This is a genomic window from Micromonospora sp. CNZ295 (genome assembly GCF_004217535.1).
Genome location: NZ_SHKZ01000001.1, coordinates 5,345,056 through 5,363,851, shown reverse-complemented (window position 1 = coordinate 5,363,851; position 18,796 = coordinate 5,345,056). Strand labels below are relative to the sequence as shown.

At 67.6% G+C, this 18,796-nt stretch carries 18 protein-coding genes; 13 read left to right on the top strand and 5 right to left on the bottom strand.

All coding sequences use genetic code 11. From position 1 onward, the window contains the following. The first annotated feature begins 1 nt into the window (after window position 1). Genes EV376_RS25050 through EV376_RS25040 form a run of 3 tightly spaced genes read left to right on the top strand, consistent with a single transcriptional unit; the run spans window position 2 to window position 4,162 of the window. Entirely contained in the window at window positions 2–1,471 is a 1,470-nt protein-coding gene (locus tag EV376_RS25050; protein ID WP_207228413.1) for an aldehyde dehydrogenase family protein, read from the top strand. Beyond that, window positions 1,468–3,009 (top strand): AMP-binding protein, encoded by a 1,542-nt coding sequence (locus EV376_RS25045; protein WP_207228411.1) that lies wholly within the window; start codon window positions 1,468–1,470, stop codon window positions 3,007–3,009. The genes EV376_RS25050 and EV376_RS25045 overlap by 4 nt, the downstream gene beginning before the upstream one ends. Next, window positions 3,002–4,162, top strand: coding sequence for a CaiB/BaiF CoA transferase family protein (locus tag EV376_RS25040; RefSeq protein WP_130327137.1), 1,161 nt, complete (start codon window positions 3,002–3,004; stop codon window positions 4,160–4,162). Before EV376_RS25045 ends, EV376_RS25040 begins: the two co-directional genes overlap by 8 nt. Before the next feature lie 7 nt (window positions 4,163–4,169). Here EV376_RS25040 and EV376_RS25035 read toward each other — a convergent pair whose 3' ends face one another. Next, window positions 4,170–5,237 carry an LLM class flavin-dependent oxidoreductase gene (locus tag EV376_RS25035; RefSeq protein WP_130327135.1) on the bottom strand — a complete coding sequence of 356 codons (1,068 nt, stop codon included), beginning with the start codon at window positions 5,235–5,237 and terminating at the stop codon, window positions 4,170–4,172. Window positions 5,238–5,325: 88 nt separating this feature from the next. On the opposite strand from EV376_RS25035, the gene EV376_RS25030 reads away from it, so the two are divergent. The 6 genes from EV376_RS25030 to EV376_RS25005 all read left to right on the top strand — a co-directional run bounded on the left by EV376_RS25030 (window position 5,326) and on the right by EV376_RS25005 (window position 11,775). After that, on the top strand, window positions 5,326–6,561 hold the full coding sequence (locus EV376_RS25030; RefSeq protein WP_130327133.1) for a cytochrome P450: 1,236 nt from the start codon (window positions 5,326–5,328) through the stop codon (window positions 6,559–6,561). 617 nt (window positions 6,562–7,178) lie between these two features. Next, window positions 7,179–8,363, top strand: a complete 1,185-nt coding sequence (locus EV376_RS25025) for an ABC transporter substrate-binding protein (RefSeq protein ID WP_130327131.1) — start codon at window positions 7,179–7,181, stop codon at window positions 8,361–8,363. Between the two features lie 71 nt (window positions 8,364–8,434). Next, complete coding sequence (locus EV376_RS25020; RefSeq protein WP_130327129.1) at window positions 8,435–9,322, top strand: branched-chain amino acid ABC transporter permease; 888 nt, start codon at window positions 8,435–8,437, stop codon at window positions 9,320–9,322. Then, complete coding sequence (locus EV376_RS25015) at window positions 9,319–10,272, top strand: branched-chain amino acid ABC transporter permease (protein WP_130327127.1); 954 nt, start codon at window positions 9,319–9,321, stop codon at window positions 10,270–10,272. Before EV376_RS25020 ends, EV376_RS25015 begins: the two co-directional genes overlap by 4 nt. Then, window positions 10,269–11,063, top strand: coding sequence for an ABC transporter ATP-binding protein (locus EV376_RS25010; RefSeq protein WP_207228409.1), 795 nt, complete (start codon window positions 10,269–10,271; stop codon window positions 11,061–11,063). Before EV376_RS25015 ends, EV376_RS25010 begins: the two co-directional genes overlap by 4 nt. After that, complete coding sequence (locus tag EV376_RS25005; protein WP_130327125.1) at window positions 11,056–11,775, top strand: branched-chain amino acid ABC transporter ATP-binding protein; 720 nt, start codon at window positions 11,056–11,058, stop codon at window positions 11,773–11,775. The genes EV376_RS25010 and EV376_RS25005 overlap by 8 nt, the downstream gene beginning before the upstream one ends. A 68-nt stretch (window positions 11,776–11,843) precedes the next feature. Here the strand turns inward: EV376_RS25005 and EV376_RS25000 are convergent, their stop codons facing one another. After that, window positions 11,844–12,596 (bottom strand): FCD domain-containing protein, encoded by a 753-nt coding sequence (locus EV376_RS25000; RefSeq protein ID WP_130327123.1) that lies wholly within the window; start codon window positions 12,594–12,596, stop codon window positions 11,844–11,846. 374 nt (window positions 12,597–12,970) lie between these two features. Here EV376_RS25000 and EV376_RS24995 point away from each other — a divergent pair, with 374 nt between their 5' ends. Further along, window positions 12,971–13,735 carry an enoyl-CoA hydratase/isomerase family protein gene (locus tag EV376_RS24995; protein WP_130327121.1) on the top strand — a complete coding sequence of 255 codons (765 nt, stop codon included), beginning with the start codon at window positions 12,971–12,973 and terminating at the stop codon, window positions 13,733–13,735. Between the two features lie 129 nt (window positions 13,736–13,864). On the opposite strand, the gene EV376_RS24990 is transcribed toward EV376_RS24995, so the two are convergent. From EV376_RS24990 to EV376_RS24980, 3 genes are read right to left on the bottom strand one after another with little or no spacing between them, the layout of a single operon-like run. Beyond that, window positions 13,865–14,629 (bottom strand): crotonase/enoyl-CoA hydratase family protein, encoded by a 765-nt coding sequence (locus tag EV376_RS24990; protein ID WP_130327119.1) that lies wholly within the window; start codon window positions 14,627–14,629, stop codon window positions 13,865–13,867. Beyond that, window positions 14,629–15,393: an SDR family NAD(P)-dependent oxidoreductase gene (locus EV376_RS24985; protein ID WP_130327117.1), complete on the bottom strand. Its 765-nt coding sequence runs from the start codon at window positions 15,391–15,393 to the stop codon at window positions 14,629–14,631. Before EV376_RS24985 ends, EV376_RS24990 begins: the two co-directional genes overlap by 1 nt. Window positions 15,394–15,406: 13 nt before the next feature. Beyond that, complete coding sequence (locus tag EV376_RS24980; RefSeq protein WP_130327115.1) at window positions 15,407–16,588, bottom strand: thiolase family protein; 1,182 nt, start codon at window positions 16,586–16,588, stop codon at window positions 15,407–15,409. A gap of 159 nt (window positions 16,589–16,747) precedes the next feature. Here EV376_RS24980 and EV376_RS24975 point away from each other — a divergent pair, with 159 nt between their 5' ends. The 3 genes from EV376_RS24975 (at window position 16,748) to EV376_RS24965 (ending at window position 18,751) form a co-directional block, all read left to right on the top strand. After that, window positions 16,748–17,251 (top strand): pyridoxamine 5'-phosphate oxidase family protein, encoded by a 504-nt coding sequence (locus EV376_RS24975; protein WP_130327113.1) that lies wholly within the window; start codon window positions 16,748–16,750, stop codon window positions 17,249–17,251. Between the two features lie 274 nt (window positions 17,252–17,525). After that, window positions 17,526–18,311, top strand: a complete 786-nt coding sequence (locus EV376_RS24970) for an SDR family oxidoreductase (RefSeq protein WP_130327111.1) — start codon at window positions 17,526–17,528, stop codon at window positions 18,309–18,311. Beyond that, window positions 18,308–18,751: a nuclear transport factor 2 family protein gene (locus tag EV376_RS24965; RefSeq protein WP_130327109.1), complete on the top strand. Its 444-nt coding sequence runs from the start codon at window positions 18,308–18,310 to the stop codon at window positions 18,749–18,751. Before EV376_RS24970 ends, EV376_RS24965 begins: the two co-directional genes overlap by 4 nt. Window positions 18,752–18,796 lie beyond the last annotated feature (45 nt).

Below are 18,796 nucleotides of genomic sequence, written 5' to 3'. Positions count from 1 at the left end.
CGTGTCCGAGCTCGCGGCCGACCTCGCCCTGTGGACCTGCTTCATCGACGGGCGGTGGAGCACCGGGGATGCCGGGGAGTTCACCAGCATCGAGCCGGGCACCGCGACGGAGCTGGCCACATGGTCGATGGCGACGGTGGATCAGGCGGACGCCGCGATCGCCGCGGCCCGCCGTACCTTCGACCACGCGCTGTGGCGGGCCAAGCCGCCGGCTGAGCGGGCGGCGGTGCTGCGCCGGCTGGCGGACCTGCTGGATCGCGACCGGGAGCAGCTGGCGCAGCTGATCACGGCCGAGGTCGGATCCCCGATCAGCCTGGCGCGGACGCTGCAGACGGCGACCCCGGCGGTCAATCTCCGGTGGGCCGCCGACGCCGCAGAGCGTGGCCCGAGGGGCGGGTACCGCGAGGAGCTGCCCGATCAGCAAGGCCCGCCGGCTTCCCGGAGCGTGCTGTTGCGCGAGCCGATCGGTGTGGTCAGTGCGATCACGGCCTACAACTACCCGATCAACCTGATCGCCTGGAAGGTCGGGCCGGCACTGGCTGCCGGATGCTCGGTCGTGCTGCTGCCCTCACCGCGCGGCGCCCTCTGCACCGTGGCGTTCGTGCGGCTCGCCGAGGAGGCTGGAGTTCCCGCCGGCGTGCTCAACCTGGTGGTCGGTGACGCCGCGGTGGGTGAGCGGCTGGCCGGCCACCCCGCGGTGGACATGGTCTCCTTCACCGGCTCCGACCGGATCGGCGCCGCGGTGATGGCGACCGCGTCGCAGACCCACAAGAAGGTGGTCCTCGAACTCGGCGGCAAGTCACCCACGGTCGTGCTCCCGGGAGCCGACCTGGACCGGGCCGTGGGCCCGTCGATGCTGCGGTTCTGCCGCAACGCGGGGCAGGGGTGTGGGGCGACCACCCGGATCCTTGTGCATCGAGATGACTTCGATGCGTTTGTCGCCAGGGCCACCGCCTTCCTCAACGAGCTGCCGGTTGGTGACCCTACCCAGGAGTCGACCGAGGTCGGCCCGCTAATCACCCAAGAGCACCGGAGCCGCGTCGAGGGCTACCTGCAGCGGGCGGTGGACAAGGGCGCGACCGTGCTTGTCGGGGGTGTCCGTCCCGCAGACCTGGACGGCTACTATCTGAAGCCCACGCTGCTCACCGGCGTCCACCCCAACGACGAGATCGCGCAGGACGAGCTTTTCGCGCCGGTCGCCGTTCTGTTCCCCTACGACAGCGTCGACGAGGCGGTGGAGATCGCCAACAACAGCCGCTACGGGCTCAACGCCCTGGTGTGGGGTGACCCGGCGCAAGCGATGGAGATCGCCGGACGGCTCGACACCGGGACGGTGGCCGTGAACGGTGGTGGTGGTGCCCGGCCCGATGTTCCTTGGACCGGCCGTCGGCGGTCCGGCACGGGCTCGGAGATGGGCGAGGACGGGTTCGCCGAGTTCTTCACGGTTAAGCACCTGCAATGGCCGGCGTGAGCGCTTCCCCACTGTCGGCGTTCGCCGGCCGCGATGTCGGCTGGCTGGTCGACCGGTGGGCGGCGACCGCGCCGGACCGGACGTTTCTCACGTGGGTACCGTTCGACGCACCCGTGCGCCGTTGGACGTGGTCGGAGTTCGCCCGAGACGTCGGGGCCTTGCAGGCAGGGTTTGCTCGGCGCGGCGTACGGCCGGGGGATCCGGTCGCGCTGGTGATGCCGAACCACCCCGACTTTCTGCTGGCGTGGACCGCACTGAGCGCCATGGGGGCGGTCGCGGTATGCCTGAACCCGCGGCTGAGCTCTGACGAACTGGGCTACGTCGGCTCGCACTGCGGCCCGGTTGGCGCCGTGGTGAGCGGTGCGGTCGCCGACGTCGTGTCCGGCGCGATGCCGGACTTGGCGTGGGTCGCGGTCAGCGAGGGAACCGGTGCTGACGCGGTCGAGGCGTTGCTGCGCGCCGATCCAGTCGTGCGTCGACCGTTGGTTGCGGGCATGGATGCCGCCTCGGTGCAGTACACCTCGGGCACCACCGCTCGGCCGAAGGGGGTGGTCTGGACCCAGGCGAACTGCCTGTGGGCGGGCAAGGTCGGCGCCGCGCATCAGGGATTGCGCCCCGACGACACCTACCTGATCCACCTTCCGCTGTTCCATACCAACGCGTTGTCCTACTCCTTCCTGTCGTGCCTGTGGTCGGGTGCCGCACTGGTGCTGCAGCCGAAGTTCTCCGCCTCCCGCTTCTGGGGCGTCTCAGTGGATCATCGGGTTACCTGGACCTCCGTGGTCTCCTTCGTGCTGCGCGCCCTCGCCGACCGCGAGGTGCCTGACCGGCACACATACCGCGGCTGGGGCAACAGCGCGAACCTCGATCCTGCACCGGTTACCGGGGGCGTGCCGGTGGTGGGCTGGTTCGGGATGACCGAGACCGTCTCGCACCCGGTGGTGGGCGACCTGCATCACCAGGACGCGCCCGGCACGATAGGCCGGCCAGCCGCGGAGTACGACGTACGCGTCGTCGACGACGAGGGGCGTTGCGTGGCTCCCGGTGAGACCGGCAGCCTGCACGTGCGGGGGGTGCCGGGGGTGTCGCTCTTCAAGGAGTACTTGCACGCCCCAGAGGCCACCGCCGCGGCCTACGCAGGCGACGGCTGGTTCGTCACCGGTGACCGTCTTCGCCTCGACATGGGTGGCACGCTGACCTTTGTCGAGCGGGACAAGGACGTGCTGAAGGTGGGGGGAGAGAACATCGGCGCTACGGAGGTCGAACGCGTGCTGCTCGGGGTGCCCGGTGTCCGGGAGGCGGCCGTGGTCGGGAGGCCGGACGCGATGCTCGGTGAGGTGCCGGTCGCCTTCGTCGTGACGGACGACGGCGCGGAGGTCAGCGTCAGCGCGCTGGCCGGCCGGTGCTCGCAGATGCTTGCCGACTTCAAGCGGCCGCGCGAGATACGCATCGTCGACGACCTGCCGCGGTCCACGCTGAACAAGGTCGCCAAGTCCCGACTGCGTGACTTGCTCTGCACAGAGGCCTGCGATGCCTGAGGCGGCCGGACCGCTCGCCGGGGTCACCGTGGTGGAGCTGGCCGGCATTGGGCCCGGGCCATTCTGTGTGATGCTGCTGGCTGACATGGGGGCGAGCGTGGTGCGGGTCGACCGGCCCGGCGACGGGCGGGCCGATTACACGCCCAACCCGGTCATCGAGCGGGGCCGACGCTCCATTGTCCTGGACCTGAAGCACCCGGATGGGGTGGAGGTCCTACTCCGTCTCGTGGAGTCGGCCGATGTGCTGGTGGAGAGCTACCGGCCGGGCGTGGCCGAGCGGCTCGGTGTCGGTCCGGACGTCTGTCTGGCCCGCAACCCGCGACTGGTCTTCGGCCGGATGACGGGGTGGGGCCAGGACGGTGAGCTCGCTCCGGTTGCCGGCCATGACATCAACTACATCTCGATGACCGGCGCCCTGTACGCGATGGGCCGGGCGGGTGAGCGGCCGGTCCCGCCGCTCAACCTTGTCGGCGACTTTGGTGGGGGAGCGTCCTCGCTCGCGTTCGGGATCGTCTGCGCGCTCCTGGAAGCACGGACGTCGGGCCGGGGACAGGTCGTGGACGGCAACGTCCTGGACGCGACGTCCACGTTGATGGGACTGGTGCACGGGCTGCGTGCGGCGGGGCGCTGGTCCCTGGAGCGTGGCACGAACCTGCTCGACACCGGCTGTCCCTACTACGACATCTACACCTGTGCGGACGGGCGCTGGATCGCGGTCGGTGCGATCGAGGAGAAGTTCTTCGTCAACATGCTGCGGGTGCTCGGCCTGGATACCGATGGTCGGCTGACGGGTAGCCACAAGGACCGCAGCAGGTGGCCGCTACTGCGCGAGGCGTTGACCGCGGCATTCGCCACCCGAACCCGGGACGAGTGGACCGCTTCCTTCGCCGGCGTGGACTGTTGCGTGACGCCCGTGCTGGACATGGACGAGGCGGCCGAACACCCACATGCCCGGCAACGTGGGATGTATGCGCCGATCGGGGATACCGGGCATGTGCAGCCAGCGGTCGCCCCTCGCTTCAGCCGTTCAGCCACGCCGGTGCCGGCGCTGCCGCCCCGGCCGGGTGAGCACACCCGGCAGGTTCTCGCCCAGCACGGGTTCAGCGAGGAACATATCGAGCGGCTGTTGGCGTCAGGTGCGGTCGCCGAGTGAGGTCGGGCTAGACCGCGCCGACTGAGGTCGGATCGAATCCGTCGACCACGTCGCGCACGACGTGGTCGACGGATTCGATCTCGCGTAGGGCCGGGACGATGTCCCGACCCAGATCGTCGAGGTACTCCACCACCTGCTCGGTGCTCATGTGTGGCCACTGCGCACGGACCAGGATCGGGTCGATCGGAACGATCGCGGCGAGTGCGCGGATCTGCGCGATGCACTGGCTCGGCGTGCCGATGAAGGTTTCCTTGGCGGCCACGTTGCGGAACTCCCGATTCAGCTCGTCGGCGTTGCGGGTCGCGAGTTGGCGCGCGGCGTATGCCAGCAGGCGCTCCTTGGCCATGGACTCGAATCGCTCGAATGCCGCGTCAGTGGTTCGGCCGGGGATGATCTCCCGCCGCAGTGGATGCTTGACGTGGGGCCGGCCGAGCTTGTTCCGCTCGTCCTCGTAGAGCGCCATCAGCCGGACCATCTCGGGAACCTTCGTCTCCGGGGTGACCGGCCAGCCGTCACCGAGGCGCGCCGAGCGTCGGACGCCGGCGTCCTTCATCGCGCCGATCCAGATCGGCGGGTGCGGGTCCTGCCACGGCCGGATGTGGGTGCGGCCGTTCTCGAGCTTCCAGAACTTGCCGTCGAAGTCGACCACGTCCTGGGTCCACAACATCTTCATTAGCTGAAGCGACTCGTCCATCATCGCGAACCGCTTGGTGAAGTCGACGCCGAAGTAGGTGAACTCGTCTTGGCGGTAGCCGGCGCCCGCGCCCACCACGAGCTTGCCGCGGGCGAGGATATCGAGGGTGGCGAGTTCCTCGGCCAGTGCGATCGGGTGGTAGAGCGGCACTTGGATGACGGTGGTCGCGAGCGTGACGTGCTCGTCGAGTTCTGCCGCGATCCGGGCGAGTGTCGGGAGCGGCTGCAACCAGCGGAGGTCGCCGTAAAGGTAGTGGTGCCCGATGGTGAGGTAGGAGATGCCATTGCGTTGCGCCGCCTCGACCTGCCGCAGCAGGCCGTCGAGGTGGTCCTTGGGGGAGACGCTCGCGTGGACATCTCCGAGAATCACACCGATCTGCACCGCAGCACTCCTTGTCCAGGCGTCAGGTAGACAGCAACGCGATCCTGGCTATCATAAGCATAAATTCTGCCAGCTGGAAGGTGGAACGATGGCCGAGCGACGTGGTTGCCCTGTTGTTCACTTCGACCACAACTCCCCGCAGCACTCGGTCGACCCGGTCGCCTCGTACGCCCGGCTGCGAGCCGAGGCGCCCATCGTGTGGACCGATGCGCACGGTGGCTACTGGGTGCTCACCGACTACGCCGCTGTTTTCGAGGCCGCGCGCAACGACGCCGTCTTCTCATCGGGCCGGAGCTCGCACGGCGGGGAAGGCCTGAACAACGTGATCCCGAAGGCGCCGGTCCGTTTGCACATCCCGGTGGAGCTCGACCTGCCTGAGCACCGCAAGTACCGAAGGATCCTCAACCCGATCACCTCGCCGGCGGCGATCGAGCAGCTGCGGCCGATGATCGCGGAGTGGACCGAGTGGTTCATCGACCAGGTGATCGAGAAGGGGGAGTGCGACCTCGCCTCGGTGATCGGCGTGCCCGCGGTGGTCACCCTGGACTGGCTCGGTCTTGACGTCAATGACTGGCAGCGCTACACGCGCACCCTGCACTCCGTGCTCGCTGACTCGCCGGGCAGTCCGGCGCACAAGCGGTCGGTCGAGGTCGACATTCCATGGATGGAACGGCAGATCACCGAGGCCATAGCGGTACGCCGCAGTGAACCGCGCGAGGATCTGATCAGTCACCTGCTGGCGCAGGAGGTCGACGGTGAGCCGATCACCGACGACGCGGCGTATTCCATCATCGAGCTGTTGATCTCCGGTGGGGTGGGCACCACTGCCTCCCTGGTCAGCCAGACGCTGGTGCACCTGCACCGGCACCCGGAGCAGCGGGCCGAGCTGATCGAGCGGCCTGAACTCCTCGAGCGCGCGATTGAGGAGTTCTTGCGCGCGTTCTCACCGACCCAGGCGCTGGCACGGACCGTAACCCAGGACATCGAGTTTCGGGGGTGCCCGATGAAGGCGGGCGACCGCGTGCTGCTGGCCTGGAGCTCGGCGAACCGGGATCCCGCGCAGTTTGAGTGCCCGGACGAGGTCGACCTGCACCGGTGGCCGAACCGGCACACCGCCTTCGGCATTGGCATTCACCGGTGCGCCGGAGCCCATCTTGGCCGCGCAATCGCTCGAGAGCTGATTGGCCAGGTACTGGCACGGATGCCTGACTACCAGGTCGATCTGAACGGCGTGGAGACCTATCCGCACCAGGGCGTCAACGCCGGCTTCCAACGGATCCCGGCGACCTTCACCCCCGGTAAGCGCTGCGGTCGAATGGCGTGATGCGCCTCTTGGAGTAACTCGGCTCGGAGGTCGTGGCCGTGCACCACGGCGAGACAAGGTAGCCGGGTGGAACAGGACGACCCGTGGCCCGTGCCGTCTCCACCCACGGCTGCGGTGGGCAGCCGGCCTGACTGTCACGTGGACGACATGCCTGTCCGCAGCGGAGCTGGTCCCGGCGTACGTCGCTCGGTCCACCGACCTGGCGCGGGCGGCTGCCGAGGAGTTGAATCGGCACCCATCGAACTCGGCTGTTCGTCGGCGAGAAGGTGGACTACGCGCGGCGGCTGCTGGCGGTCGAGGCCTCCATGGAGTTTGGTCTAGCGGGTGGGCCGCGTCCACGGGCGCGGTCCGCTGCGTCGAGCGGGTTGCGCCGCAGGCGACGGTTTCGCCGCGTGTCGAAGCAGCTGCGGCAGGCTGGCTGCAGAGACCGGGCAGTGGCTCGGCCTGCTCGAAGGTCTGGACGTCGGTCGGTTGTCCCAACCCCTTCGGGCCGGGATGCAAGCCGTTTGGGCCGCCTGAACTGCTTTACAGGAGCGTTGCCACGCCGTATGGTGCCCATCACAAACGAAACACATGCCAATCATGTGCATCATATGCATGCCTGATCGGAGACGTGAATGATCTGGAACGCACGCCGAGGGGGATGGCGCAAGATCGCGGTCGCGGCGTTGGCCGCCGCAGTACTGCTGAACGGGGCGGCCTGCGGGAGCAGTGACGCGCCTGCCTCGGACAAGGGCCTGCCGAGTGAGATCAAGCTGGTGTCGATCAACCCGACCACCGGCATAGTGGCCTTCGCTGGCGCCTCCGCCAACAAGGGTTACGAGCTCGCCGTGAAAGAGATCAACGACTCTGACCTGCTCGGCGGCAGCAAGATCAAGCTTGACTTCGTAGACACCAAGAGCGAGGCGCAGACCGCGGCGAGCGCCTTGACGGCGGCGATCGCGGATCGCAATGTCGCGGCCGTGTTCGGGTCGGTCTCGAGTACCGAGGCGGTGGCGATGTCGCCGCTGGCGCAGAAGCGGGGCATGCCGATCGTCTACACGCAGGCCGGCAGCCACGGGGTGGTGGTGGGCGACTACACCTACCGCGCTACCCCGCTGATGAGCTCCTACTACCCGATCATCTCGAAGTTCATCAAGGAGCAGGGCTACAAGTCGGTTGGTGTCATGTACACCAGCGTGACTCCAACGCTGCAGGAGATCGGTGAGAAGACCTATCCCCAACTCGCCGAGGAGCTCGACATCAAGATCACGAAGAGCATCGCGACGTCGGCGACGACGCAGGACTTCGCGGCCCCGATCTCTCAGCTACTGGCGTCAAAGCCTGATGTCGTCGCCGTGCTCCAGGTGGGTGCGTCCAACCCGACCGCGATGATGCAGCTGCGTCAGGCCGGTTACCAGGGCAAAGTGCTCGGCAATTCGGGTGCGAGCGCGGGCAGCCTCAAGCCCGTGGGTAAGGCCGGCGAGGGCATGGTCTGGCCTGCTGACTTCAACTCTCAGCAGAGCGCGGCGAGCAGTCAGAAGTTCGTGGCGGCCTACCGTGCCGCGTACGGCGAGGACCCGCTGAACTACGCGGCCGAGGCGTACGACGCGGCCTACTTCCTGGCCCGCTCGATCGCGGCGGCGGGCTCCATCGACCGGGAAGCGATCAAGGATGCCATGAAGGAAGAGGCGACCAAGACCTTCGACGGCGCGCTCGGTAAGGACCTGAAGTGGGTGGACGGCACCCTGCAGGTGTCCGGTGTGATGGTGGAGTACACCACCGAGGGCGAGAAGCTCCTCTACGAGGGCACCGGACAGTGACCGATGCCGCCTGGTGGGACGCCCTGTCCCGCCAGGCGGCCGGTCGAGAAGGAAGCAGACGGGAGCAAGTCGTGCAAGACCTTCTGAGTGTGGTGACCCTGGGGTCGATCTATCTGCTCTTCGCCTTGGGCATGAGTTTGACGTGGGGCACGATCGACATCTTGAACTTCAGCCACGGTGCGATCTTCATGTTCTCATCGTTCACGGCACATCTGGTGTTGCAGCAGACCGAACTTGGCCTGCCGCTCGTCGTGCTGATCGGCCTGATCGTCGGCACTCTCATGTCCCTGCTGATCCAGGTGCTCGCCTTCGAGCAGATCATCAAGCGTGCGAAAGACAAACGGACCGCCGAGATGCAGATCCTCATTGGCGGGATCGGCGTCGCGATCATCCCACTGGCGATCGCCCAGCATCACACCAAGAGCAACCCGTTCGGGTTCACCAACTCCACGTTCGACGTGAACACCTGGACGGTGGGTGAGCTGCGGATCACCAACATCGCCGCTCTCAGCGTCGTGGTCGCCGTCGTCCTGTGGGTCGCCGCCGCGGTGTGGCTACGGCGATCGCGTCAGGGCCTGGCGCTCCGGTCCATCGGCGTGGACGCCGAGACTGCCGCCCTGATGGGCATCGACCGCCGGACGATGGCGCTGGCCACGATGGCCGTCTCGGGCGGGATGGCGGGCCTGTCCGGCGTGCTGTTTACCTTCGGCCTTGGCGCAATCACTCCCGAAAGCGGTGACACGCTGCTGGTGAAGGCCTTTGCGTGCATCATCCTCGGGGGCGTCGGGAGCATGCGCGGCGTCGCATTCGGCGCCTTCTTCCTGGCCGCCGCGGAGACGGTGGTGCTCACCCGGACCAGCGGATCCTGGGTAGAAGCGGTCAGCTTTGGCCTGATCTTCCTAGTCCTGCTGCTCCGGCCGTCTGGTGTCTTCGGTCGCGCGGAGGTGCGACGCACATGATCGACTTCTACGACTCTAACCTGGTTCTCATCCAGGCCACGTTTACCGGCCTGATCCTGGCGCTGTCGATTCAGGTGCCGCTGCGGATGGGCGTCTTCTCGTTCGCCGGCGCGGGTTCGTACGGGATCGGTGCATACCTCGCTGCGATCCTCGTGATCGAGCAGGAGGCACCAACGTTCGTGGCGATCGGGGCGGCGATGCTGGCGACCGCCGCCATCGGCCTGCTGCTCGGTCTCCTGATCTTCAAGCTCAACGGCCTCTACCTGGCGATGGCCACCGTCGCATTCGACCTCATCATCGGCGTCATCGCGATCAACGGTGGGGAGACCACGGGCGGTTCGACCGGCCTGTACGGCGTTATCACCGACTTCACGATGAGCCAGATGTTCATGGTCACGCTCATCGCCCTTGTGCTCGTGGCGCTGAGCGAGGTTGGTCGTACCGGGCGCCGGGTCGATGCGGTGCGTGACGACCCCGAACTCGCCTCGTCGATGGGTATCAGCCTGCGTCGCTACCGGCTTACCGCCTTCGTGGTCAGCGGCGCGCTCGGTGGCCTGGCCGGTTCGATGAACGTGCTCGTCCGCAGCGCGATCGGCCCGCTGGACATCGGTTTCGGCCTGATCGTGCTCGGCCTGACCATGATCATCGTGGGTGGTTCCCGTTCCTGGAAGGGCGCGGTCATCGGCGCGGTCATCTTCACGTGGCTGCCGGACATCCTCACCGCTATCGGCGAGTGGCAGGAACTCGTCTACGGGGTAATCGTGGCGTTTGCCGCGGTGTTCCTGCCGCGCGGCATCTACGGCGTACTGGTCGACCTGAAGAAGGTGTTCCAGCGGCGCAGTCGTCTACGGCACCAGCCGCCGACTGCTGCCGCAGCGATGGAGGCCGGTGACGTCGACCCGACGACCGGCGACGTGCGAGAGCTCGCGCTCAAGGAGGTCGTGCCGTGAGCGTCCGGTCGATCGAGCAGACCACAACCCCCGTCTTGGAGCTTCGTGACCTCGCCGTGCACTTCGGCGGCGTCAAGGCGGTCGACGGCATCTCCATGAGGCTGATGCCGGGCCTGATCTACGGGATCATCGGACCGAACGGGTCCGGCAAGAGCACCCTGCTTGGCGCTATCACCAGGCTCACCCGGATGACCCGCGGCGAGCTGCTCTTCGACGGGGAGTCCTACGCGCATGTCCCGCCGTCGCGGCTCGCCCAGCTTCGGGTGGCACGAACATTCCAGACCGTGCGGCTGTTGCCGGACCTGAATGTGCGCGCCAACGTCCAGGTCGGCGCGGACGCGCGGAGCACCCCCGAGGAGAAGGTCAAGCGGCGCTGGTTCGAGCGGCTGCGGCCGGCAGCATCACCGGGAGTGGCGGACGCCATCCGCCGGACCCGCCTCCAGGGCTTCGAGAGCTACTACCCCCCGGAGCTGTCCTACGGCACGCAGCGTCGGGTGGAGATCGCGCGGGCGCTGGCGATGGACCCGCGCCTGCTGCTGCTGGACGAGCCCACCGCGGGCATGAACCAGTCCGAGCGGGCCGAGATTTCCGGGTTGCTGCGAGAGCTGCGGGACGAAGGCCTGACGCAGCTGCTCGTCGAGCACGATGTGCAGATGATGATGGACACCTGTGACTACGTCTTCGCGATGAACTTTGGCCAGCTCATCGCCGAGGGTGAGCCCCGCGAGGTCGTGCGCAACCCGGCCGTACAGGAGGCCTACCTCGGAAGGAAGTGGGGCAGGAATGCTTGAGATCAAGGATCTCCACGTCCACTACGGCAACATCGAGGCCGTGCGCGGGGTGAGCCTCAGCGTAGAGCCCGGCAAGGTCACGCTGGTGCTCGGCGCCAACGGTGCCGGGAAGAGCAGTACGCTCAAGGCAGCGGCGGGCCTGCAGCCGCCGGTGCGGGGAAGTGTCCACCTCGACGGTGAGGACATCACCCGGTTGGCGCCGCACAAGATGGTCCGCCGGGGAGTTGTGCTGGTGCCGGAAGGACGGCGGGTGTTCGGCCCGTTGACGGTGGCCGAGAACCTGCGCCTGGGCGGCTACACCGCGTCGAGGGACGCGTACGACGAGACGTTGGCCCGGGTCCACGAGATGTTCCCTATCCTCGCCGACCGGGCCAATGGGGCGGCCGGGCTGCTCAGCGGCGGTGAGCAGCAGATGCTGGCCTTCGGCCGCGCGCTGATGTCGCAGCCGAAGGTAATGCTGATGGACGAGCCGTCGATGGGCCTTGCTCCGGTGGTCGTCGACTCGATCCTCGCCAAGGTGCGTCAGATGGCCGACTCGGGGATCGGCATTCTGATGGTCGAGCAGAACGCCGAGGCCGGTCTCGACGTCGCTGACCAGGTGGTCGCGATCGCCCGCGGCACGGTCGTCTACTCCGGAGTCGCCGGCGATGCGCGCAATCACGCCTCGCTTCTGCGCGCCTTCCTGGGCGAGGCTGCTCTGGCCGGACAGTGACCATCAGGCGCAGGCATCGGCCCCGGTCCGCGAGTGCGAGCCGGGGCCGTGCCAGGTGCTCGGTCAGGTCACCCGTAGAAGCGCTGATCCCAGGGGATGGTTTCCTTGAGGACCTGGGGGAACTTGCGTTGGGCGTACCGCTCGTAGGCGGCGATGTGCTCGCGCATGCGGGCCTCGCTTGCCTCCGGATCACGGGCCTTGAGTGCCGCGTAGATTTCCTCGTGCGCCTTCAGGATCGCGCTGCGACGGTGGCTGGGGTAGTCCACACCGAGCACTGTGCCGTCCATGATGCCGAGCAGCGAGTCGACGATGTAGCCGAACAGCGTGTTGCCCGACGACCAGGCGATGATGTCGTGGAACCGCTTGTTGGCGTCGAGGAACGAGTGCTGGTTGTCCAGTTCCTCGCGCATCTGCTCGATCGTGCCGGCGAGGTCATCGAGCGACTCGTCCGACATCCGTTGGGCGGCCAGGCTGCTGATCATCGGCTCCATGGCGCTGCGCACCTCGACGATCGTGCGGAAGGGTGCCTGCTTGAGCTGCATGAGCAGCACGATGGTGCTCGCGAGGTGGCTGGCGTCCGGGTTCAGAAGCACCGGTCCACCGCGGGGGCCTGGCTTGAGCGCGATCACGCCTTGGAACTCGAGCAGGCGCAGCGCCTCGCGCAGGGTTCCCCGGCCGGTCTGGTACTTCTCCAGCATTGTGCGTTCGGGCAGCAGGAGGTCTCCCGGTTGGAGATTGTCACGCAGCGCGTCACGCACGATGCGCTGGGCTACCAGCATGGCGGCCTTCGGAGGGCGCTGTGCTGGCTCAGCAAGGGTCATCAGGCGACTCCGTCCTCAATAACTGGAATGATGCTTAAGATTAGCACAAATCAGGGTCTTGTGGCGCACGTCACAGACTGTTGATTGGCGCCGACCGGCCCAGGTGAGTGGCAGGGGATTGAGTCATGGTGACACAGACTGTTCGTGGTGGGCGATTCGCCCGGGTCTGCCTGCTGCTGGCCGCCTCCGATGAAGCTCCAGCACGACGTCCTACGCAGGCGCGGTCGGCGCCGGCTTCCGCAACGAACTGCCGGTCAGCTTGTGCCAAGCCCTGGCCGGCGAGGGGCCGGCGAAGATCCAGGCCATCCTGATCGTCGACGACCGCTGGATTAAAGAACATGGATAAGCATCGCACGAACTTCGCAGGGAGAGCTATGGCAGACATCGAGGTCGAGCCTCGTGGCAATGCACTGTGGATCCGCCTCAACCGGCCGGAGCGCCGCAACGCGTACGACGGGCCCATGGCGCACGCGATCGCGGACGCGCTGGAGGGCGCGTCGTCGTACCACTCGGTCGTGATCACCGGCTCGGGCGGCTCGTTCTGTGCCGGTGGAGCATTGACCAATCTCGCCGCGCCGGACGTAGCGAACATGCGGGCGCTCTACCGGGCGAGTCTGCGGCTGTTCGATGCGGTGCGCACCTGTCCTCGACCGGTAATCGCGGCCGTGAACGGTGCGGCCGCAGGCGGTGGCAACGAACTGGTGGTCGCCTGCGACCTCGCCATCGCGGCCCGGTCGGCGACCTTCGGCCAGACCGGACCGAAGGTCGGCAGCTCGCCGGTGACCGGTGCGACCAATGTGATGGGCGTGCAGGTCGGCGAGAAGCGTGCGAAGGAGCTCGCGATGCTGTGCCGCCGGTACCCGGCCGAGAGGGCGATGGAGCTGGGGCTGGTCAACGATGTCGTCGATGACGACCAGCTTGAGGACACGGTGACCGCGTGGTGTGACGAACTGGCTGCACTGAGCCCGCGCTATCTTGAGATCACCAAGGTGAGTTCGAATATTTGGTGGAACGCTGCCCGCGACTCGTTCTTTACCGGACTCGGCATGCTGGTGCAGGCGATCGGCAGCCCTGACATGGCCGAGGGCGCGGCGTCGTTCATGGAAAAGCGCAAGCCGCAGTTTCCCGCCCCCGAGTGAGAACTCGGCGCCCTGATGGGCAAGGAGCCCGTAGCGAGCAAACCGCCCACCAACAATCGGTGGGCGGTTTGGCGCTGAGTCCAGGTCACCGGTGAGCCAGACGTGGGAAGTCCCTGCAGGGCCGTTATGTCACACGCCGCGCCATCGGGGGGCTCGCTTCTCCTTGAACGCGGTCGCACCCTCGCGGGCGTCCTCGGACTCCCGGACCGGCACGCTGATCTCCCGCTGCTTGTCGAACATCTCCGCAGCGCTCCACTCCGGCGCCTCGATGATGATCCGCTTGGTGGCCGCCACCGCGAGTGGGCCGTTGACGGCGATCGCATTGGCCAGCTCGAGCGCGGCGTCCAGAGCCTTTCCCGGCTCAGCGAGGCGGTTGACCAGGCTCACCTCGTGTGCGCGCTGCGCGGTGACCAGGTCACCGGTCAGGGCCCACTCCATCGCGACGTGGTAGGGGATCCGCTGTGGCAACCGCATCAGGCCGCCGCCGGCGGCGACGAGTCCGCGTTTGACCTCGGGCAGACCGAACTTCGCGTTGTCGGCGGCGACGATCATGTCGCACGCCAGCGCGATTTCGAACCCGCCGGCGATCGCGTACCCCTCGACCGCGGCGATGATCGGCTTGGCAGGTGGGCCCTCGACGATGCCGGCGAAGCCACGGCCGGGGATCGACGGCTTCTCACCGGCCAAAAACGCCTTGAGGTCCATGCCGGCACAGAAGGTGCCTCCGGCGCCGGTGATGATCCCGGAGACGAGGGAGGAATCGGAGTCCAGCCGGTCCATCGCCTCGCCAACCGCGACGGCGGTTTCGGTGTTGATCGCGTTGCGCGCGTCGGGCCGGTTGAGGGTGACGACGAGGACGCCGTCGACGACGTCGGTGAGCACGGAGTCCGACATCAGCGCGGCGCCATTCTGATCGCGCCGTCCAGACGGATCGTCTCACCGTTCAGCATCGGGTTGTCCAGGATGTGCAGTGCAGTGGCCGCGAATTCCTCGGGGCGGCCGAGCCGGGCGGGGTGCGGGACCTGCTTGGCGAGCCCTTCCCGTATCTCGTCGGAGAAGCGGGACAGGATCGGGGTGTCGAACACGCCTGGGGCGATCGAGCAGACCCGGATCTGGCGCTGCGCCAGGTCGCGGGCGGCGACCAGCGTCATCCCGACTACGCCGGCCTTGGCCGAGGCGTAGGGGATCTGGCCGATCTGGCCCTCCCAGGCGGCGACCGAGGCGGTGAGCACACAAACGCCGCGCTCGCCGTCGACCGGCTCGTGCGCGGCCATCCGGGCCGAGGCGAGCCGTAGCATGTTGAAGCTGCCGATCAGGTTGATGTCGACAAGCTCGCGGTACAGGTCGTAGTTGCCGGGGGTGCCGTCCTTGTTGACCAGCCGGACGGTCCCGCCTCTGCCGGCGCAGTGCACCAGTGCCCGCAGCGGTGCCGCCGACTCGGCGACGTCAAGCGCGCGTTCCACCGCCTCGGCGTCGCGAACGTCGGCGGGGGCGAAGCTCGCCAGGTCGCCGAGCTTCGCCGCGACCTCGGCGCCGGCCGAGGAGGGCAGGTCGATGATGGTGACCGCTACGCCTCGGTCGACGAGCATCGTCGCTGTGGCGAGGCCGAGGCCGGAGGCTCCGCCGGTGACGACGGCGGAGCTGCTCGTGAGGTTCATGTTGTCTCCGTGGTCAGGCGAGGGACTCGATGATGGTGGCATTGGCCATCCCGCCGGCCTCGCACATCGTCTGCAGCCCGTAGCGGCCGCCGGTTTGCTCGAGGTGGTTGATGAGGGTGGCCATCAGTCGCACGCCGGAGGCACCGAGTGGATGGCCGAGCGCGATCGCGCCACCGCGCGGGTTGAGCCGCTCGGAGGCAACCGGGAACTCCGCCTGCCAGGCCAGCGGTACCGAGGCGAACGCCTCGTTGACCTCGATCGCGTCGACGTCCTCGATCGACATCCGGGCGCGTTCGAGCACCTTCCGGGTGGCGGGGATGGGGCCGGTCAGCATCAGCATCGGGTCGTCGCCGACCACGGACGAGGCGACGATCCGGGCACGCGGGGCGAGACCGAGCGCAGCGGCCTTCTCCTCACTCATCAGCAGCAGAGCAGCTGCTCCATCTGTGATCTGAGAGGAGTTCCCTGCGGTGACCTTCCACTCGATGTCGGGGAAGCGCGAGGCCAACTCGTCAGTGCTGAACGCCGCGCGCAGTTCGGCGAGCCTTCCCGCGTCACTGTCCGGACGGATCGTCTCGTCACGGTCGACGACGCTGCCGTCGGCCAGCGTGATGGGCACAATCTCGTTGTCGAAGCCGCCGGTTCGGGCTGCGGCGGCGGCACGAGCGTGCGATGAGACGGCGTACTCGTCCAGGGCGCGCCGGGACAGGCCCCACTTCTGGGCGACCAGTTCGGCGGAGACGCCCTGGGAGACAAGTCCCGGAAAGCGGGCTGCCACGCCGGGCCCGTGTGGGTCGGCGCCTTGACGGTTCGAACCCATGGGCACCCGGCTCATCGACTCCACGCCGGCGGCGATCACCACGTCGTAGACACCGGCAGCAATGCCCATGGCAGCGAACTCGACCGCCTGCTGGCCGGAGCCGCACTTGCGCTCGATGCTGACCGCAGGAACGTGCACGGGGTAGCCGGCCGAGAGCCAGGCCTGCCTGCCCGGTGTCGCCGACTGCTCGCCGGACTGGCTGACGCAGCCCACCATCAGGTCTTCCACGATGCCGGGGTCGATCCCGGTGCGGCGGACGAGGCCGGTGAGAACGGCGGCGAGCAGGTCGCTCGGGTGCACGCTCGAGAGGGCTCCCCCGGCCCTGCCCCGTCCCATCGGCGAGCGGACCGCGTCGACGATCACGGCGTAGGCCATCGCCCCTCCCAAAATTAGTGATCATCAAAAACATATACCGAACTCGGTGTAGGGGGAAGTCTTGACTTCCCAATCCCTGCCTACGAATATCATGTTTAGCGGTTGTCCACTAGTTCGTAACAGGCCGGTCACACTGGCCACCACCCCGAGGAGGCAGCGTTGGCGCGGCTCGGCATCGACGACCTGGAGCAACTGAAGGGCACCCATCTCGACAAGGCGGACCAGGCGGAGCTGCTGTCCGTCCAGACCGAGTGCACCGTGATCTTTCACAACGACGAGGGGTGGCCGGCCGGTGTCGTCATGAGCTTCGTCGTGGTCGACGGGAGATTCTGGCTGACCGCGGTGGAGGGGCGGCGGCACGTACGCGGCGTCGAGCGGGACCCCCGCGTCTCCATCGTCGTCTCCAGTGCCGGAAGTGGGCTGGAAGGCCGTCGGATGCTCTCGGTGCGAGGCGAGGCGACGGTCCACCGCGACCGGAAGACGCTCGACTGGTTCCTCGACGAGTTCACCACCCGGCTCCAGCCCGAGGACCCGGTTTCGTGGCGGAGGCTTCTCGACAGCCCGAACCGGGTGGTGATCGAGGTTCGCCCGGTTGGGATCACCGCCAGCCACGATCAGCGCAAGCTGCCCGGTAACGGCCGCGGCATGTCGAGGAAGGGCTGAACCATGGCCGCGCACCCGGTGGTCCTGAGCAACACCAGGTCAGGCCGGGGCGGACGAGTCCAACCGCAGGTACTCCGGCCTGCGCACTCTCGGTACGACCTGCGAGGTCGACGGCTACGCCTGCGTACAGCTCGACCGTCGGCGACAGGAGCAGGTCGCCTTGCCGATGGGCCCGAGTCCGGCGGTCTTGTATGCGCTCGATCCCGAGTACGTCCTTACTGGCTTTTCCTTCGCGATCACTGACCGGATCCCACCGTCTACCAGAGGTGAGCAGATGAGCACGGGCGGTACCCGACGTTTCGACGGCCGAGTCGCCGCGGTCATCGGTGGCGGCTCCGGCATGGGGCGGTCGATCTCGCTTCGACTGGCCGCCGAGGGGGCGGCGGTGTACGTAGCGGACCTGTCCGACGAGGCGGCCAAGGCCGTGGTGTCCGAAATTGAGCAGGCCGGCGGTGTGGCGTACGCCCGGGAGGTGGATGCGACTGACCCCGGCGCGCTCCGCTCGTTCTACGCCGGCATCGAGGTCGCGCACGGCAAGCTGCACGTGCTGCACAACCAGGTGGGCATGCCCGGAGCTGGCGGCATTGACGTGTCGGTGGAGGACTTCGACCGGTCCATCGACGTCAACGTGAAGAGCGCATTCTACGCCGCGACCCTTGGATATGAGCTGGTGAAGAAGGCCGACGGTAAGGGGTCGATCTCGATGACCGCGTCTACCGCCGCGCTCGTCGGCTCGCCCTTCAGCCCGCTCTACTCCATGACCAAGGGCGCACTGACCTCCTTTACCCGGGCCCTTGCCCTGTTCGCCGGGCCGGACAAGGTGCGGGTGAACGTGATCTGCCCCGGTCCCGTGGACACCCCCATGCTGCCGACCTTCTTCGGCCGTGACCCGGGCGCGAACATGCAGGACCTGATGTCCAGCTTCATCGGCCTGGTCCCGCTCGGGCGGCCCGCCAGCCCTGAGGAGATCGCGGGGGTCGTGGCCTTCCTGGCCAGCGACGACGCCGGTTTCGTGACCGGCGTGACCATTCCCATCGACGGAGGACTGACCGCGAAATGACCGACACCGCGATCCTCGGCGCCCGCAGCGCGGAGCTCTACTACATCTACGCCCGCGCCGTTGACGAGGGCGACCTGGACACACTGCGCGACATTGTCACCGACGACGTCCGGATCACCCGCGGAGACAACCCTACTGAGCAGGGTGTCGAGGCGTTCCTGGATGTCTATCGCGCCCACAACGCACTGCGGATACCCGTCTGCAAGCACGTGGTGACCAACGTGCTCGCGAAGCAGGCCGGCGACCGAATCGTCACCCACGCCTGCTTCCAGGCGACCATGCTCGAGGCCGAGGCGACCCGGGTGGTCATCGGCGTGTACGACGACGTGCACGTCGAGCAGGGCGGCCGGCTCAAGCTCGCCCACAAGAAGATCCGCGTGCAGCGCGTGCTGCAACTGCCGGCGGCTGCCAGCCAGTTCACGCACGTCGGCACGTCCTGATCGACTTCGGCGCCTGGTGACGTGCCCCGTTTGGCGCCAGCTCGG

Excerpts from the sequence above, each read along its gene's own strand:
- EV376_RS25040 (WP_130327137.1), top strand. The coding sequence starts at position 3,002 with ATGCCTGAGGCGGCCGGACCGCTCGCCGGGGTCACCGTGGTGGAGCTG.
- EV376_RS25030 (WP_130327133.1), top strand. The coding sequence starts at position 5,326 with ATGGCCGAGCGACGTGGTTGCCCTGTTGTTCACTTCGACCACAACTCC.
- EV376_RS25025 (WP_130327131.1), top strand. The coding sequence starts at position 7,179 with ATGATCTGGAACGCACGCCGAGGGGGATGGCGCAAGATCGCGGTCGCG.
- EV376_RS25015 (WP_130327127.1), top strand. The coding sequence starts at position 9,319 with ATGATCGACTTCTACGACTCTAACCTGGTTCTCATCCAGGCCACGTTT.
- EV376_RS25005 (WP_130327125.1), top strand. The coding sequence starts at position 11,056 with ATGCTTGAGATCAAGGATCTCCACGTCCACTACGGCAACATCGAGGCC.
- EV376_RS25000 (WP_130327123.1), bottom strand. The coding sequence starts at position 12,596 with ATGACCCTTGCTGAGCCAGCACAGCGCCCTCCGAAGGCCGCCATGCTG.
- EV376_RS24995 (WP_130327121.1), top strand. The coding sequence starts at position 12,971 with ATGGCAGACATCGAGGTCGAGCCTCGTGGCAATGCACTGTGGATCCGC.
- EV376_RS24990 (WP_130327119.1), bottom strand. The coding sequence starts at position 14,629 with ATGTCGGACTCCGTGCTCACCGACGTCGTCGACGGCGTCCTCGTCGTC.
- EV376_RS24985 (WP_130327117.1), bottom strand. The coding sequence starts at position 15,393 with ATGAACCTCACGAGCAGCTCCGCCGTCGTCACCGGCGGAGCCTCCGGC.
- EV376_RS24980 (WP_130327115.1), bottom strand. The coding sequence starts at position 16,588 with ATGGCCTACGCCGTGATCGTCGACGCGGTCCGCTCGCCGATGGGACGG.
- EV376_RS24970 (WP_130327111.1), top strand. The coding sequence starts at position 17,526 with ATGAGCACGGGCGGTACCCGACGTTTCGACGGCCGAGTCGCCGCGGTC.
- EV376_RS24965 (WP_130327109.1), top strand. The coding sequence starts at position 18,308 with ATGACCGACACCGCGATCCTCGGCGCCCGCAGCGCGGAGCTCTACTAC.